Genomic DNA, 13214 nt, shown 5'->3' with positions numbered 1-13214 from the left:
ACGGAAAGAAAGAGAAGAGCCGCGACAAAGGGTCGGACGCCGCGCCCGCTTGCCGTGGGGCGCTGGGCCGCGTAATCGGCGGACCATGTTCGGCCTCGCCAATCCCGACCGCTTCATGCGCTTCACCGGCCCCCTGGTCCCGGTGCTGTGGATCTGCGCGCTCGGCCTGCTGCTGGCGGGGACCTGGTTCAGCTTCACCGCGCCCGCCGATTATCAGCAGGGCGACACCGTCCGCATCATGTTCATCCACGTTCCGGCCGCCAGCCTGGGCCTGATGGCCTATGGGGCGCTGGGCGTGTCCAGCTTCTTCGCCCTGGTGTTCCGCCACCCGCTGGCCGATGCGGCGGCGCGGGCGGCGGCGGTGCCGGGCGCGGCCTTCACGGCCCTGGCGCTCGTCACCGGCTCCCTGTGGGGCCAGCCCATGTGGGGGACGTGGTGGGTGTGGGACGCGCGCCTGACCAGCGTGCTGGTGCTGTTCCTCTTCTACCTCGGCTACATGGCCCTGCGCGCCTCGATCGACGACGAAGCCAAGGCGGCGCGGGCGGCGGCGGTGCTGGGTCTGGTCGGCCTGATCAACCTGCCGATCGTCAAGTTCTCGGTCGACTGGTGGAACACCCTGCACCAGCCCGCCTCCCTGCTGCGCTCCGGCGGGACCAGCGTCGATCCGGTCTTCCTGCCCGCGCTGCTGACCATGATGGCGGCCTATGCGGTGCTGTTCGGGGCGATTTGGCTGACGTCGATCCGCACCGAGGTGCGGCGCCGCCGCGTTCTGACCCTTCGCGCCCGCGCGGCGCTGGAAGCCTGATGGAGTTTCCTCGTGCTTGATCTGGACATGAGCCCCTACGGCGCCTTCGTCTGGCCCGCCTGGGGGATCAGCGCCGTGGTCCTGGCCGCCCTGTCGGCCCGCGCCCTGATCGCGGCCCGCCGCTGGAAGCGCGAGTTGGCCCGGCTGGAGGCCGCGCGCAAATGAAGCGCTGGCTGGCTCTTCTTCCCATTGTGGTCCTGGTCGCCCTGGCGGTCTTTCTGATGACCCAGATGGGCCGGATGGCGGGTGATCCCGCCGCCGGGCCGACCTATCGCCCCGACGCCCTGGTCGGCCAGCCGATCCCGGAAACGACGGTCCTGCCCATTCTGGTCGATGGCAAGGCGAGCGCCGACCTTCTGGACCTGAAGACGGCGGGCGTGGGCAAGCCGATGATCGTCAATGTCTTCGCCAGCTGGTGCGCGCCGTGTCGTCTGGAGCATCCGCAGCTGATGAAGCTGAAGGAACAGGGCGTCGCGGTGGTCGGCGTGGCCTACAAGGACGATCCGGTCGCCACCGACGCCTTCCTGCAGGAGCTGGGCGACCCCTATCGTCTGGTGCTGGTGGATCGCGAGGGCCGGGCCGGGCTGGACCTGGGCGTGTCGGGCGTGCCGGAAAGCTTCGCCGTCGACGCCTTCGGAACCATCGTGGCCAAGTCGTCGGGGCCGGTGCTGACCGACGCCGACCTGAAGACGCTGACCGACGCTCTGAACGCCCCCGCGCGCTGAGGCGATCGCCCGAAACAGGGTGAATCATGCGTTAACCATATCTAGACGAAGCGCGGGCATCCTCATGCCATGTCCGCCATTTCGTCCGAGCGGCCGGCCTTTCCGCCCTCGGCGGGCGGTGCGGCCCACGCCCTGAGAACGGCTCAGTCGGCCTTCTTCCGCCAAGCCATGGGGCTGGCGGCGCCGGTTGCGTCCGAGGAGGCGGCGCGTCTGGTTGCAGCGGTTTCTGCGCCGGTCGAACAGGCGACGCCGACATCGCGCCTGCAACGCCCCGGCTCCCTGCTCGACATTCGGGTTTAGGCGACAGCCCTCAATACCCGCTCATCCCGGCGGACGCCGGGCGGGATAGGAAGGGGTCAGCCTTCAGTTGCGCCTTTCAGCGGGACCACGACGGCATCGGCTGCATCGTCGGTCTGCGGTTGATCCGAAACGGCTTCGGTCGTGCTCTTTTTCTTCTTCTTGCCGCGTCCGTCGGCCTTGGCGTCGCCCTTGCGAGCGGCCTTCTCCGCCTTCTTGGCTTCCTTGGCGGCCTTCTTCGCCGCCTTGATTTCGGCGCGGGCCTGTTCGGGGGCGGCGTCGGCGGCGTCGGACAGGCTGCACAAAAGGTCCAGGAAGCTGTCGCGCTTGGACTTGGGCAGCAGGCCCATGATCCGCTTGTCGGCGGCCTCGACGCGCGGGCGGGCGGCCAGCAGGGCGGCCTCGCCCGCGGGCGACAGGCGAACGGCCTTGGCGCGCGCGTCCAGCGTCGAACGCTCGCGCTCCAGCAGACCCTTGGTCGTCATGCGCGCCACCAGGTCGGCCAGAGTGGAGCGGTCGATGCCGGTGGCCTTGACCAGGTCGGTCTGCGTCAGGCCTGAGCGGGCGGCCACGGCCTCCAGCACGGCGAACTGACGCTGGGTCAGGCCGTCCGGCCCGGCTTCCTCGGCGTAGATGTCCAGCGCCAGCTGCAGCGCCCGGTGCATGAGGTGGCTGGGCGATTCCGCCAGCCCGCCCTTGATCTTCGCCTGCTTGCCCGACTTGATCATCGTCTTCGTTCCCGAACAGCCCGATACCGGCCGTGGCCGGATGATGCTGCGACAGCTAACAGTCCGGCTTAACGCTTTGACGACGCAAACGCTGACGGTTTGAAGACATTTAAGTGGGCCTACCGCGCGTTCGCGCTGCTTGAGGCCCGGAATTGGATGACCGGGCTCCTCCATGCCTCCGTCATCCTCGGGCTTGACCCGAGGATCGAGCGTAGCAGCGCGCTTTGGCTTTCCGACGTCGCGCAGGCGGACAATCCGATCCTCGGGTCAAGCCCGAGGATGACGGTGGGAGGCGGGGCGGCCTAAAGGCCCGTGTCGGGGGAGACGGGGCCGCGTTCCTCGTCCTTGGTCATGTTCTTCAGGATCAGCGGCACCTGCGACAGGCCGAAGATGGAGGCCGCGATCCACAGCACGCCGCGGAAGGCCGTCCAGACGCCGTTGGGATCGGGCGTCCCCAGGTTCAGGGCCGACCAGATGGCGGTGACGGCGGTCGGGCTGCGGAACACTTCGTTGGCGATGGCGACGGCCAGGAAGTAGAGGCCGTAGCGGAAGGTCAGCTTGCGCCAGGCCTCGTCTGTCACCTTGATGGCCGAGCCCAGCAGGGCCTTGAACGGGTATCTCTTCAGCGGCAGCGAGCCCAGCAGGACGGCGGCCAGCAGCCCGTTCTGCACCGTCAGCTTCAGCTTCACGAACAGGTCGTCGTCGGTGACGATGGTCAGGATTCCGAACACCAGGGCGAAGCCGCCGGTGATCAGCGGCATGGGCGCCAGGCGGCGCTCCAGAATGAAGCCCACCGCCAGGGCGATCATCGAGGCGATGACCAGAACCCAGGTCGCCTTGATCATGTCGCGGGTGATGAAATAGGCGGCCATGAAGGCGACCAGGGCGCCGAAGTCGACGGCCTGACGAATCCACTGCGGGCGCTTGGTTTCGGTCGCTTCAGTCATGGATCAGTCCTCAAGCCCGACCAGGGATCGGGAAAACGCGCGGGCGTCGAAGGGTTGCAGGTCCTCGACCCCCTCGCCGACGCCGATCAGCTTGATCGGGGCGTCCGAGGCCTGGGCCACGGGCACCAGGACGCCGCCGCGCGCGGTGCCGTCCAGCTTGGTCATCACCACGCCCGAGACATAGGCGGTGCGGCCGAAGATCTTTTCCTGCTCCAGCGCGTTGCGGCCGACGGTGGCGTCCAGCACCAGCAGGGTCTCGTGCGGGGCGTCCGCATCGACCTTCTTCAGCACGCGCACGATCTTCAGCAGTTCGTCCATTAGGGTCGACTTGTTCTGCAGCCGCCCGGCCGTATCGATCAGCACGACGTCGAAGCCTTCTTCCTTCGCCTTGGTGAAGGCGTCGAAGGCGAGCCCCGCGGCGTCGGCGCCGTCGCGGCGGCTCTCGAAATGGGCGCCGGCGCGGTCGGCCCAGACCTTGAGCTGTTCGCGGGCGGCGGCGCGGAAGGTGTCGCCGGCGACGATCATCACCTTGGCGCCCTTGGCCGTCAGGTCCGAGGCGATCTTGCCCAGCGTCGTCGTCTTGCCCGAGCCGTTCACCCCGACGAACAGGACGACGTAGGGCTTCGGCCCCGACAGCGGATCGAAGGTCGCCTGGCGCGGGATCAGTTCGGCGGCCACGGCTTCGGCCAGGGCCTCCTTGACCTCGCGCTCGTCGGAGGTCTTGCCGAAACGTAAGGATCGGAACCGCTCGACGATGCGGGCCGAGGCGGCGGGGCCCAGATCGCTCTCGATCAGATGCTCCTCCAGCCGCTCCAGCGCCTCTTCCGAGAGGGGCTCCTTGACGAAGGTCGAGACGACCTGATCGGTCATCTGTTTCGAAGACCGGGACAGGCCTTGGCTCAGCCGCTGGAACCAGCCTTTTTTGGGCGTATCGCTCATGGGGTGAGCCTTAGCCGACGGCGGTTCTCAGGTCACGTGCGATCATTTCACCCGCTCATCCCGGCGGACGCCGGGATCCAATGCTTTGGCTTCATCGCGCAACCCTATATTGATCCCGTAGGCTGTAGGGTCAGTGCCTGCGGCTCTCACTGGATCCCGGCGTCCGCCGGGATGAGCGGAAATATTGATGGCGAAGACGCATCCCTTCCACGCCCCGCGCGCCCACGGCTTCGTGCGCGTCGCCGCCGCGACCTCGGTGGTTCATGTCGCCGACCCGGCCGCCAACGCCGAGGAGCACGAACGACTGATCCGTCAGGCGGGCGAGGCGGGCGCGGACCTGCTGGTCTTCCCCGAACTGTCGTTGAGCGCCTACGCCATCGACGACCTGCACATGCAGGCGGCCCTGCTGGAGGAGGTCGAGCGCCAGATCGCGCATCTGGCCGAGGTGGCGGACGAGGCGGGCGTGATCGCCGTGATCGGCGCGCCGATCCGCAACGGCGACGCCCTGTTCAACTGCGCCGTGGTGCTGGGCGGGGGCGAGGTGCTGGGCGTGGTCCCGAAGACCTATCTGCCCAACTATCGCGAGTATTATGAGAAGCGCTGGTTCGCGCCCGCCGCCAGCCGCAGCGAGGACGCTGTCGTCCTGAACGGTACGAGCGTCGATTTCGCGCCGGGCCTGATCTTCGAGGCGACGAACCGCCCCGGCTTCGTCTTCGCGGTCGAGATCTGCGAGGACTTCTGGGCGCCGCAGCCGCCGTCGACGCGGGCGGCGCTCGCGGGGGCGCGCATCCTGTGCAACCTGTCGGCCTCCAACATCGTCATCGGCAAGGCGGACGAGCGCGCCTTGCTGTGCGCCAGCCAGTCGGCGCGCACCTTGTCGGCCTATGTCTTCGCCGCCTCGGGTTGGGGCGAAAGCACCACGGACCTGGCCTGGGACGGCCAGGCGACGATCCACGAGCTGGGCGCGCGGCTGGCCGAGGGCGAGCGCTTCGCCCTGCACAGCCATCTGACGATCGCAGACGTGGACGTGGATCGCATCGGTCTGGACCGGTTGCGCAACGGCACCTTCGCCGACTGCGCCCGTCTGGAAGGCGAGGCCGCGACGGTGGTCCCGTTCGAGGCGGGGGAGGGGCCGACCGACGCCCTGATCCGTCCGCTGGACCGCTTCCCCTTCGTGCCGGACGACGCCGCGCGTCTGGATCAGGATTGCTTCGAGGCCTTCAATATCCAGGTTCAGGGCCTGATGCGGCGGATGACGGCGACAGGGTCGAAGACGCTGGTGATCGGCGTCTCGGGCGGGCTGGATTCGACCCAGGCTTTGCTGGTGGCCTGCCGCGCCTTCGATCGGCTGGAGCTGCCGCGCAGCGGCATCCTGGCCTTCACCATGCCGGGGTTCGCCACCTCCGACGGCACCAAATCCAACGCCTGGGCGCTGATGACGGCGCTGGGGGTGACGGGGGCCGAGATCGACATCCGCCCCGCCGCCGAACAGATGCTGCGCGACATCGGCCATCCGTTCGCGGACGGCCAGCCGGTGCATGACATCACCTTCGAGAACGTCCAGGCGGGCCTGCGCACCGATTATCTGTTCCGTCTGGCCAATCAGAACCACGGCTTCGTGCTCGGCACCGGCGACCTGTCGGAACTGGCGCTGGGCTGGTGCACCTATGGCGTCGGCGACCACATGAGCCACTACAACGTCAACGGCGGGGTAGCGAAAACCCTGATCCAGCATCTGATCCGCTGGGTGGCCGAGCGCGGCCTGGTGGGGGAGGCGGCGGTTCCGACGCTGCACGCCATTCTGGCGACGGAGATTTCGCCCGAGCTGGTGCCGGCGGGCGCCGACGGGGCGATCCAGTCGACGCAGAGCATCGTCGGCCCCTATGCGTTGAACGACTTCTTCCTGTTCTACATCAGCCGCTTCGGCCTGAAGCCGTCGAAGGTGGCCTATCTGGCGCATCAGGCCTGGGGCGATGCAGCGACGGGAAGCTGGCCGCAGGGCCTGCCGCAGGCGGAACGCGTCGCCTATGACCTGCCCACCATCAAGGGGTGGTTGCGGAAGTTCCTGATCCGCTTCTTCCAGACCAGCCAGTTCAAGCGCTCGGCCGTGCCGAATGGGCCGAAGGTGGTGACGGGCGGGTCGCTGTCGCCGCGCGGCGACTGGCGGGCGCCGTCGGATTCCTCGGCGCGGGTGTGGCTGGACGAACTGGAGGCCAATACCCCTGATGGTTGAAACGACGGGTCTGGGGTTTACGCATCCGCACCCGACGGGGTAGCGTTTTCTTCTCCCCGCCCCCTGTGAGCCTGACACACCCCGGTCGTGCGGGAGAGCCCGGACCTGTCCGGGTCAGCCTTGGGCTGAGCGTTCGGGATTGAAGAAGGATACGCCATGCGTTTTGCAACGGCCGCCGCCCCGACCGCCATTCTGGCCGCCCTGTTTCTGACCGCCGCGCCCGCTCTGGCGCAGGACACCGCTGAACCGGCGCCCGCCGCCGCGCCAGCCGCAGCCGGGGATCCCACCGACGCCGAACTGGCCCAGTTCGCCGCCGCCATGAAGACGGTCCAGAGCGTGGCCGCCTCCGTCCAGAACGGAACGCCCACCGAGGAGCAGCAGGCCCAGATGGCCGGCGCCGTGCAGAACTCGGGCCTGGCCGTCGAGCGCTTCAACGCCATTTCGGCCGCCGTCTCGGCCGATCCGGTGCTGCAGGCGCGCGCCGCCGTGGCCGGCGCCGCCCCGTCCGCGCCGGGTTCGGTCGGCGCCGGCGTCACCGATGCGGAAGCCGGTCAGTTCGCGGTCGCCATGGCCGAGATCTCGGGCATCGCCCGCGCCCTGAACGGCGCACAGCCGAATGAGGAGCAGCAGGCCCAGATGGCCGCCGCCATCCAGAATTCGGGTCTCGACATCGAGCGTTTCAACGCCATTTCCGCCGCCACGGCCCAGGATGAGCACCTTCAGGCGCGCATCGCCCTTGCCCAGGCGCGTCAGGGCGAATAGGCCCATGGGGGACGGGCCGTCGCGGATGCGGCGGCCCTCTCTCCATTTCAGACAGGACCGATCATGAGCGACGACGTCACCAAGGATACCAACGGCAACATCCTGTCGGACGGCGACAGCGTGACCTTGATCAAGGACCTGAAGGTCAAGGGCTCGGGCGGGGTGACGCTGAAGCGCGGCACAATGGTCAAGAACATCCGCCTGACCGGCGATCCCGAAGAAATCGAAGCCAATGTCGAAAAGGTGCGCGGACTGGTCCTGCGCACGGAGTTCGTGAAGAAGGCATGATTTAGAGGGCCTACCGAGCGCTGCCTCCGCTTGAGGTTCGGTTGCCCGCGCCTCAGCCCACCCCCGCCAGGAATTCGAAGATGGCCGACCGCGCTTCGGGTTCGTCCAGCATGGGCGCGTGCCCGACGCCGGGGACCTCGGCATAGGCCATGGCGGGGGCGGCCTTCCTCATCTTGTCGGCGATGGCGGGGCTGAGCAGGTCCGAGGTTCCGCCGCGCACCAGCAACGTTGGCTTCCGGCGCGCCAGCGCCCGGAACGAGGGCCACAGATTGGGGACCAGGGCCTTGAATCCGGCCGCCTTGATCGGCGCCGAGATATCGGGGTCGTAATCCAGCACCGGCGCCCCTTCGGTCCCCTCGCGGAAGATGCGGCGGGCGAAGGCGGCCCAGTCGGCGTCCGAATAATGGGGGAAGGCCGCCTCATTGATGCGTCGGGCGTAGGCCGTCGCATCGTCCCAGCTCTCGATCACGACCGGCTGGCCGGTATAGGCGGCGATGCGGGCCAGACCCTCGGCCGCGACTTCGGGGCCGACGTCGTTCAGGATGGCGGCGGCGATGGCCTTGGGCTTCAGCGCCGTCAGCGCCAGGGTGATCAGCCCGCCCATGGAGGTGCCGAGGAAGATCGCCTTCTCGATCCCCGCCTGCTCCATCAGCGCCACGACGTCCTTCGCATAGACGTCCGGCGTATAGGTCATGGGGTCGGGCGCCCGGTCCGACCGGCCGCGCCCGCGCACGTCGACGGCCAGGACGCGGCGGCCGCTGTGGGCGATGAGGCCGGCGATGACGCCGAAATCGGCGCTGTTGCGCGTCAGGCCGTGGATGGCGATGACGGGCAGGCGCGCCGGGCCCTCGGCCGGGGCGTAGTCGCGGGCGTAGAGGCTCAGGCCGTCCGGCGAGGTCCAGCGCCGCTCGACATGGCGGTCGGCCAGCGGGGTGGTCATCGGCATGAGGCGTCTCCGAACAGCTCCGTTTCGGCTGACGTTAATTCATCGGATGAAGAATAGCGATCAGCTCGGCAGCAGATCGCGCACGAATTGATCCAGATCGCCGTCGGTGAAGCGGTGGCCCGTCGCGCCCGCCCGCCGCGCGGCCTCCATGTCCGACGGCTGGTCGCCGATCATCAGGGACCGGCCCAGGTCCAGGCCGTGCTCGGCGGCGGCCTTCAGCAACATGCCGGGATTGGGTTTGCGGTCGGGATGGTCCGGATGCCGATAGCGCGCGTCTGCGGCCTCGGAATGGAAGGGGCAGGCGTAGACGGCGTCGATGCGCCCGCCGCCTTCGGCCAGGCGCTCGACCAGCAGGCGGTTGAAGTCGTGCATGGTCTCTTCGCTGAACATGCCGCGCGCCACGCCCGACTGATTGGTGACGATGACGGTCATGTAGCCGGCGTCGTTCAGCCGCTTCACCGCCTCGGCGGCGCCGGGGATCAGCACCAGTTGATCGGGCCGGTGCGGATAGCCGCTGTCGACGATCAGCACGCCGTCGCGGTCGAGGAAGGCGGCGGGACGCGGGGTCATGCCGTTTCGGTCAGCAGGGCCGAGAAGGCCGTCATCAGGTGGTAGAAGGTCGAGGCGGGGACGGCGGCGTCCTGAGAGCGTCCGTCAGCGTCGTAGGTGTCGACCCACAGGCCGGGCGTGGTCGTGGCCAGATAGGTGGCGAAGACGCCGTCCAGCAGGGCGTCGGCGCGTTCGACCTCGCCGCGCAGCCGCAAGGCGCGCAGGGTCTCGGTCTGGCACCACAGGCGGCGGCCGGAGTCCAGAAGTCCCGCCTCCCGTCCGATCTCGCGCACGGCGTGGCCCTCGGCGTCGAAGCCTCGCTCCAGGGCGACGCGGAACAGGACATCGGCCCTGTCGGCATGTCCGGGCAGGCCCAGGCGGCGGGCCTGATCCAGAAGCCAGACCCACTCCATATGGTGGCCCGGTTCGGTCACCTCGCCCAAGGCGCTGGGGGCGACGGACCAATCGGCGGCGAAATATTCGCCGAGGACGCCGAAGCGGGCGTCGAAGAAACGCGTGGCGAACAGGTCCAGAATGCGTCGCGCGGCGTCTTCCCAGACAGGGTTCGGGGCGGTCGCTTGCCAGAACAGCAGGGCCTCCAGCAGGTGCATGTGCGGGTTCTGGCGTCGGGGCAGGACCGGCGGGAGGGCCTCCTGCCAGCCGCCGTGGACAGGATCGGCCAGGCTGCCTTCCGTCGCCGCCAGGGTCGCAAGGGCCAGGGGCAGGGCGCGTTCGTCGTTCAGCACGCGATGGGCGGCCGCCAGCCCGAACAGGACGAAGGCCAGGTCATAGAGGTCCGGCGTCGGGTCCAGAACGGCGCCCGCGTCATCGGTCGTGCGAACCCAAAGGCCGTCCTCGCGCTGATTGTCGCGGATCAGGACCTCGAGCCCGCGCCGGGCCAGGGCCTCGCCTTCGGCCCAGCCGAGCGACGCCGCTTCGGCGAAGACATAGACCTGCCGCGCCTGGACCCGCGTGCGGCGCGGCAGGCCGGTGACCGGCCGACCGTCGAAATCCAGCTTTTCATAGAAGCGGCCTTCGGCGTCGACGCCCGCCGTCCCCCATAGCGGCAGGGCCTGGCGGAACAGCCAGTCGCGGACCCGGGATTGTGCATTCAGCAAGGTCATGACGGTCCGGGCTTAGGCAGGGTCGCCGTGTTTGCCAAGTCATGGTTTTCGTTGCATCCGGCAACGCGAAGTGACTCAGGGGGGTTTGTTCAGAACCCCGCCGCTTTGGTAGGACGCAGACTGACACAGACGACCCGCCTTCGCGTCCGCGCCCCGGAGCCTTGGACTTCCGCCCGCGCCGGCCCCATCGAGAGAGCGACATCGCAATGACCATCCCCTTCATCGACCTTCAGGCCCAGCGCCTGCGCCTCGGCGGCAAGATCGAGGCCGCCGTTCAGGAGGCCGTCGTCGGCGGCGCCTGGGTCATGGGCCCGCAGGTGCGCCAGTTCGAGGCCGACCTGGCCGCCTTCGGCAAGGCCAAGCACGCCCTGGGCTGCGCCAACGGCACCGACGCCCTGGCCCTGCCGCTGATGGTCTGGGGGATCGGGCGCGGCGACGCCGTCTTCGTCCCCAGCTTCACCTTCGCCGCCACGGCCGAGGTGGTGCCCTGGTTCGACGCCGAGCCGGTCTTCGTCGATGTGGACGCGGACACCTACAACATGGATCCGGCCGCGCTGGAGCGCGCCATCGAAGGGATCAAGGCCGAGGGCCGCCTGACCCCGCGCGTGGTCATCGCCGTCGACCTGTTCGGCCAGCCCGCCGACTATCCAGCCATCAAGGCGATCTGCGACAAACACGGCCTGAAGTTGATCTCGGATTCGGCGCAGGGCTTCGGCTGCACCATCGACGGCCAACATCCGCTCAAATGGGCCGATGTGACCACCACCAGCTTCTTCCCGGCCAAGCCTCTGGGCTGCTACGGCGACGGCGGGGCGGTGCTGACGAACGACGACGAACTCGCCCAGCTGATGGATTCCATCCGCGTTCACGGCAAGGCGGTTGGCGTCGATCTGAAAGACCGCACCTTCGACCACGACCCCAAATATCTGAACATGCGCATCGGCCTGAACAGCCGTCTGGACACCATCCAGGCCGCCGTCCTGATCGAGAAGCTGAAGGTCTTCGCCCAGGAGATCGAGTGGCGCAACGCCGCCGCCGCCCGCTACAATGAGGACCTTCGTCCCCACGTCGCCAAGGTTCCGGACGTTCTGGCGGGCAATGTCTCCAACTGGGCGCAGTACACGGTCGAGCATTCAGATCGCGATGGTCTGGCCGCGCACCTGAAGGATCAGGGCGTGCCGACGGCGGTCTATTATCCGATCCCGCTGCACCTGCAGCCCGCCTATGAGCACTATCCGCGCGGGGCGGGCGGCCTGCCTGTCACCGAGCGGTTGAAGGACGTGGTCGTCAGCCTGCCGATGCATGCGGATCTGGACGCCCAGACTCAAGAACGCATCATCGCCGCCGTCGCCAGCTTCAAGGCCTGACCCCATGCCCCAACAGACCCCCCTCAAGATCGGCGTCGCGGGCGCCGGCGTCATGGGCCGCAACCACGCTCGCGTTCTGGCCGAGCTGCGCGATGTGGAGCTGACGACCGTCTTCGATCCCGACGCCGTGACGGCCGAGGGCGTGGCCGCCGCCTATGGCGCGACCGCCGTGACGACGGCCGAGGCCTTCGTGGCCGCCGGTCTGGACGCCGCCGTCATCGCCACGCCGAACCGCTATCACGCCGAACTGGGCGTGGCCCTGCTGAACGCGGGCGTCCATGTGCTGGTGGAGAAGCCGATCGCGGCCACGCTGGCCGACGCCCAGGCCATGATCGATGCGGCCAAGGCCAATGACCGCGTGCTGATGGTCGGCCATGTCGAGCGCTTCAACCCGGCGGTCGAGACGGTCAAGCGCGCCATCGACGGCGATGAGATCATCTCCATCCAGATCACCCGCGTCGGCCCCTTCCCGCCGCGCATGGGCGAGGTCGGGGTGGTCATCGACTTGGCGGTGCACGACATCGACATCATCCGCCACCTGACAGGCTCCGAGATGACCGAGGTCCAGTCCCTGCTGGGCCACACCCACGCCTCACGCGAGGATTCGGCCCTGCTGCAGTTCCGCATGGACAATGGGGTGATCGCCCACATCACCACCAACTGGGTCACGCCCTACAAGACCCGCGTCCTGCAGGTGGCGACCAAGAGCCGCTTCATCGTCGCCGATCTGATCACCCGCCAGGTGACGGAATTCTTCGGCCAGCAGCCGGACGGCTCCTATTCGACGCGGATGCTCAACGCCTGGCCCGCCGAACCGCTCAAGAAGGAGCATGAGGCCTTCATCCACGCCATCCGCACCGGCGAGACGGCGGCGGTCAGCGGCGAAGACGGCCTGCGCAATCTGGAAGTGGCGCTGAGGTGTCTGGGGGAATAAGGCCCATGCGTTTCCGCTCATCCCGGCGGACGCCGGGGCCCAGTGAGAACGGCAAGCGCGGCGCTTGAGGCCAAAGGACTGGATCCCGGCGTCCGCCGGGATGAGCGGGAAGGTTAGGCCTTCACCACCTGCATCGTCAGCCATTCGGCGATCAGGGCGGGTTTGTCGCCGCCTTCGATCTCGACGGTCAGTTCGTGCTTCAGCAGCCAGCGGCCGTCCCCCTTGTCCTCGGCCGACAGCAGTTTGAAGCGGCCCCGCACGCGCGATCCCGATGACGCCGGGGCGAGGAAACGCAGCCGGTCGAAGCCGTAGTTCACCCCCATGACCAGATCGTCCAGCGGGGCGACCGCATCCATGCTCATCGCCGAGGCGAGGCTGAGGGTCAGGAAGCCGTGCGCAATGGTCCCTCCGAAGGGCGTCGCCTTGGCGCGCTCGGGATCGACGTGGATGAACTGCTCGTCCTCGGTCAGGCTGGCGAAGGCGTCGATGCGCGCCTGGTCCAGCGCGAACCAGCGGCTGACGCCGACCTCCTGACCGATCAGGGATTGAAGTTCGCTGGCCTTGGTCATG

At 68.4% G+C, this 13214-nt stretch carries 16 protein-coding genes; 9 read left to right on the top strand and 7 right to left on the bottom strand.

Annotated elements, in window-relative coordinates:
* The first annotated feature begins 85 nt into the window (after window positions 1–85).
* The 4 genes from ccmC (at window position 86) to ACWIDZ_RS06415 (ending at window position 1830) form a co-directional block, all read left to right on the top strand.
* Window positions 86–805: a heme ABC transporter permease CcmC gene (ccmC, locus tag ACWIDZ_RS06430; protein ID WP_291780279.1), complete on the top strand. Its 720-nt coding sequence runs from the start codon at window positions 86–88 to the stop codon at window positions 803–805.
* 12 nt (window positions 806–817) lie between these two features.
* Window positions 818–970 (top strand): heme exporter protein CcmD, encoded by a 153-nt coding sequence (gene ccmD, locus ACWIDZ_RS06425; protein ID WP_003166605.1) that lies wholly within the window; start codon window positions 818–820, stop codon window positions 968–970.
* Window positions 967–1530, top strand: coding sequence for a DsbE family thiol:disulfide interchange protein (locus ACWIDZ_RS06420; RefSeq protein ID WP_343829961.1), 564 nt, complete (start codon window positions 967–969; stop codon window positions 1528–1530). Before ccmD ends, ACWIDZ_RS06420 begins: the two co-directional genes overlap by 4 nt.
* 69 nt (window positions 1531–1599) lie before the next feature.
* On the top strand, window positions 1600–1830 hold the full coding sequence (locus ACWIDZ_RS06415; RefSeq protein WP_453988211.1) for a hypothetical protein: 231 nt from the start codon (window positions 1600–1602) through the stop codon (window positions 1828–1830).
* Between the two features lie 56 nt (window positions 1831–1886).
* Here ACWIDZ_RS06415 and ACWIDZ_RS06410 read toward each other — a convergent pair whose 3' ends face one another.
* From ACWIDZ_RS06410 to ftsY, 3 genes are all read right to left on the bottom strand, one after another.
* On the bottom strand, window positions 1887–2555 hold the full coding sequence (locus ACWIDZ_RS06410) for a MarR family winged helix-turn-helix transcriptional regulator (protein ID WP_453988212.1): 669 nt from the start codon (window positions 2553–2555) through the stop codon (window positions 1887–1889).
* Window positions 2556–2857: 302 nt separating this feature from the next.
* Entirely contained in the window at window positions 2858–3502 is a 645-nt protein-coding gene (locus tag ACWIDZ_RS06405; RefSeq protein WP_453988214.1) for an inner membrane-spanning protein YciB, read from the bottom strand.
* Window positions 3503–3505: 3 nt separating this feature from the next.
* Window positions 3506–4441, bottom strand: coding sequence for a signal recognition particle-docking protein FtsY (gene ftsY / locus ACWIDZ_RS06400; protein ID WP_343829957.1), 936 nt, complete (start codon window positions 4439–4441; stop codon window positions 3506–3508).
* Between the two features lie 187 nt (window positions 4442–4628).
* On the opposite strand from ftsY, the gene ACWIDZ_RS06395 reads away from it, so the two are divergent.
* The 3 genes from ACWIDZ_RS06395 (at window position 4629) to ACWIDZ_RS06385 (ending at window position 7724) form a co-directional block, all read left to right on the top strand.
* On the top strand, window positions 4629–6674 hold the full coding sequence (locus tag ACWIDZ_RS06395; protein ID WP_453988215.1) for an NAD(+) synthase: 2046 nt from the start codon (window positions 4629–4631) through the stop codon (window positions 6672–6674).
* A 156-nt stretch (window positions 6675–6830) separates the two neighbouring features.
* Window positions 6831–7436, top strand: coding sequence for a DUF4168 domain-containing protein (locus ACWIDZ_RS06390; RefSeq protein WP_453988216.1), 606 nt, complete (start codon window positions 6831–6833; stop codon window positions 7434–7436).
* 63 nt (window positions 7437–7499) lie between these two features.
* On the top strand, window positions 7500–7724 hold the full coding sequence (locus ACWIDZ_RS06385; protein ID WP_024354307.1) for an alkylphosphonate utilization protein: 225 nt from the start codon (window positions 7500–7502) through the stop codon (window positions 7722–7724).
* A 52-nt stretch (window positions 7725–7776) separates the two neighbouring features.
* Here ACWIDZ_RS06385 and ACWIDZ_RS06380 read toward each other — a convergent pair whose 3' ends face one another.
* The 3 genes from ACWIDZ_RS06380 to ACWIDZ_RS06370 are packed head-to-tail and all read right to left on the bottom strand — an operon-like array spanning window position 7777 to window position 10343.
* Complete coding sequence (locus tag ACWIDZ_RS06380) at window positions 7777–8670, bottom strand: alpha/beta fold hydrolase (protein WP_453988217.1); 894 nt, start codon at window positions 8668–8670, stop codon at window positions 7777–7779.
* Between the two features lie 60 nt (window positions 8671–8730).
* Window positions 8731–9240 carry a D-glycero-alpha-D-manno-heptose-1,7-bisphosphate 7-phosphatase gene (locus ACWIDZ_RS06375; protein ID WP_453988218.1) on the bottom strand — a complete coding sequence of 170 codons (510 nt, stop codon included), beginning with the start codon at window positions 9238–9240 and terminating at the stop codon, window positions 8731–8733.
* The gene (locus ACWIDZ_RS06370) at window positions 9237–10343 is read right to left on the bottom strand and encodes an AGE family epimerase/isomerase (RefSeq protein ID WP_453988219.1); all 1107 of its coding nucleotides are present in this window, start codon (window positions 10341–10343) and stop codon (window positions 9237–9239) included. The genes ACWIDZ_RS06375 and ACWIDZ_RS06370 overlap by 4 nt, the downstream gene beginning before the upstream one ends.
* 206 nt (window positions 10344–10549) lie before the next feature.
* Here ACWIDZ_RS06370 and ACWIDZ_RS06365 point away from each other — a divergent pair, with 206 nt between their 5' ends.
* Together ACWIDZ_RS06365 and ACWIDZ_RS06360 are read left to right on the top strand one after the other, a co-directional pair.
* Window positions 10550–11710 (top strand): DegT/DnrJ/EryC1/StrS family aminotransferase, encoded by a 1161-nt coding sequence (locus ACWIDZ_RS06365; protein WP_453988220.1) that lies wholly within the window; start codon window positions 10550–10552, stop codon window positions 11708–11710.
* 4 nt (window positions 11711–11714) lie between these two features.
* Window positions 11715–12644, top strand: a complete 930-nt coding sequence (locus ACWIDZ_RS06360; protein ID WP_453988221.1) for a Gfo/Idh/MocA family oxidoreductase — start codon at window positions 11715–11717, stop codon at window positions 12642–12644.
* Between the two features lie 113 nt (window positions 12645–12757).
* On the opposite strand, the gene ACWIDZ_RS06355 is transcribed toward ACWIDZ_RS06360, so the two are convergent.
* Complete coding sequence (locus ACWIDZ_RS06355) at window positions 12758–13213, bottom strand: MaoC family dehydratase (RefSeq protein ID WP_453988222.1); 456 nt, start codon at window positions 13211–13213, stop codon at window positions 12758–12760.
* Window position 13214: the final 1 nt, after the last annotated feature.

The organism is Brevundimonas sp. NPDC055311 (assembly GCF_053645695.1).
This window is presented reverse-complemented; position numbering and strand designations above follow the sequence as displayed.

Bases quoted from the DNA above. Each gene is read 5' to 3' on its own strand.
- ccmC (WP_291780279.1), top strand. From the start codon at position 86: ATGTTCGGCCTCGCCAATCCCGACCGCTTCATGCGCTTCACCGGCCCC.
- ACWIDZ_RS06420 (WP_343829961.1), top strand. From the start codon at position 967: ATGAAGCGCTGGCTGGCTCTTCTTCCCATTGTGGTCCTGGTCGCCCTG.
- ACWIDZ_RS06415 (WP_453988211.1), top strand. From the start codon at position 1,600: ATGTCCGCCATTTCGTCCGAGCGGCCGGCCTTTCCGCCCTCGGCGGGC.
- ACWIDZ_RS06410 (WP_453988212.1), bottom strand. From the start codon at position 2,555: ATGATCAAGTCGGGCAAGCAGGCGAAGATCAAGGGCGGGCTGGCGGAA.
- ACWIDZ_RS06405 (WP_453988214.1), bottom strand. From the start codon at position 3,502: ATGACTGAAGCGACCGAAACCAAGCGCCCGCAGTGGATTCGTCAGGCC.
- ftsY (WP_343829957.1), bottom strand. From the start codon at position 4,441: ATGAGCGATACGCCCAAAAAAGGCTGGTTCCAGCGGCTGAGCCAAGGC.
- ACWIDZ_RS06395 (WP_453988215.1), top strand. From the start codon at position 4,629: ATGGCGAAGACGCATCCCTTCCACGCCCCGCGCGCCCACGGCTTCGTG.
- ACWIDZ_RS06390 (WP_453988216.1), top strand. From the start codon at position 6,831: ATGCGTTTTGCAACGGCCGCCGCCCCGACCGCCATTCTGGCCGCCCTG.
- ACWIDZ_RS06385 (WP_024354307.1), top strand. From the start codon at position 7,500: ATGAGCGACGACGTCACCAAGGATACCAACGGCAACATCCTGTCGGAC.
- ACWIDZ_RS06380 (WP_453988217.1), bottom strand. From the start codon at position 8,670: ATGCCGATGACCACCCCGCTGGCCGACCGCCATGTCGAGCGGCGCTGG.
- ACWIDZ_RS06375 (WP_453988218.1), bottom strand. From the start codon at position 9,240: ATGACCCCGCGTCCCGCCGCCTTCCTCGACCGCGACGGCGTGCTGATC.
- ACWIDZ_RS06370 (WP_453988219.1), bottom strand. From the start codon at position 10,343: ATGACCTTGCTGAATGCACAATCCCGGGTCCGCGACTGGCTGTTCCGC.
- ACWIDZ_RS06365 (WP_453988220.1), top strand. From the start codon at position 10,550: ATGACCATCCCCTTCATCGACCTTCAGGCCCAGCGCCTGCGCCTCGGC.
- ACWIDZ_RS06360 (WP_453988221.1), top strand. From the start codon at position 11,715: ATGCCCCAACAGACCCCCCTCAAGATCGGCGTCGCGGGCGCCGGCGTC.
- ACWIDZ_RS06355 (WP_453988222.1), bottom strand. From the start codon at position 13,213: ATGACCAAGGCCAGCGAACTTCAATCCCTGATCGGTCAGGAGGTCGGC.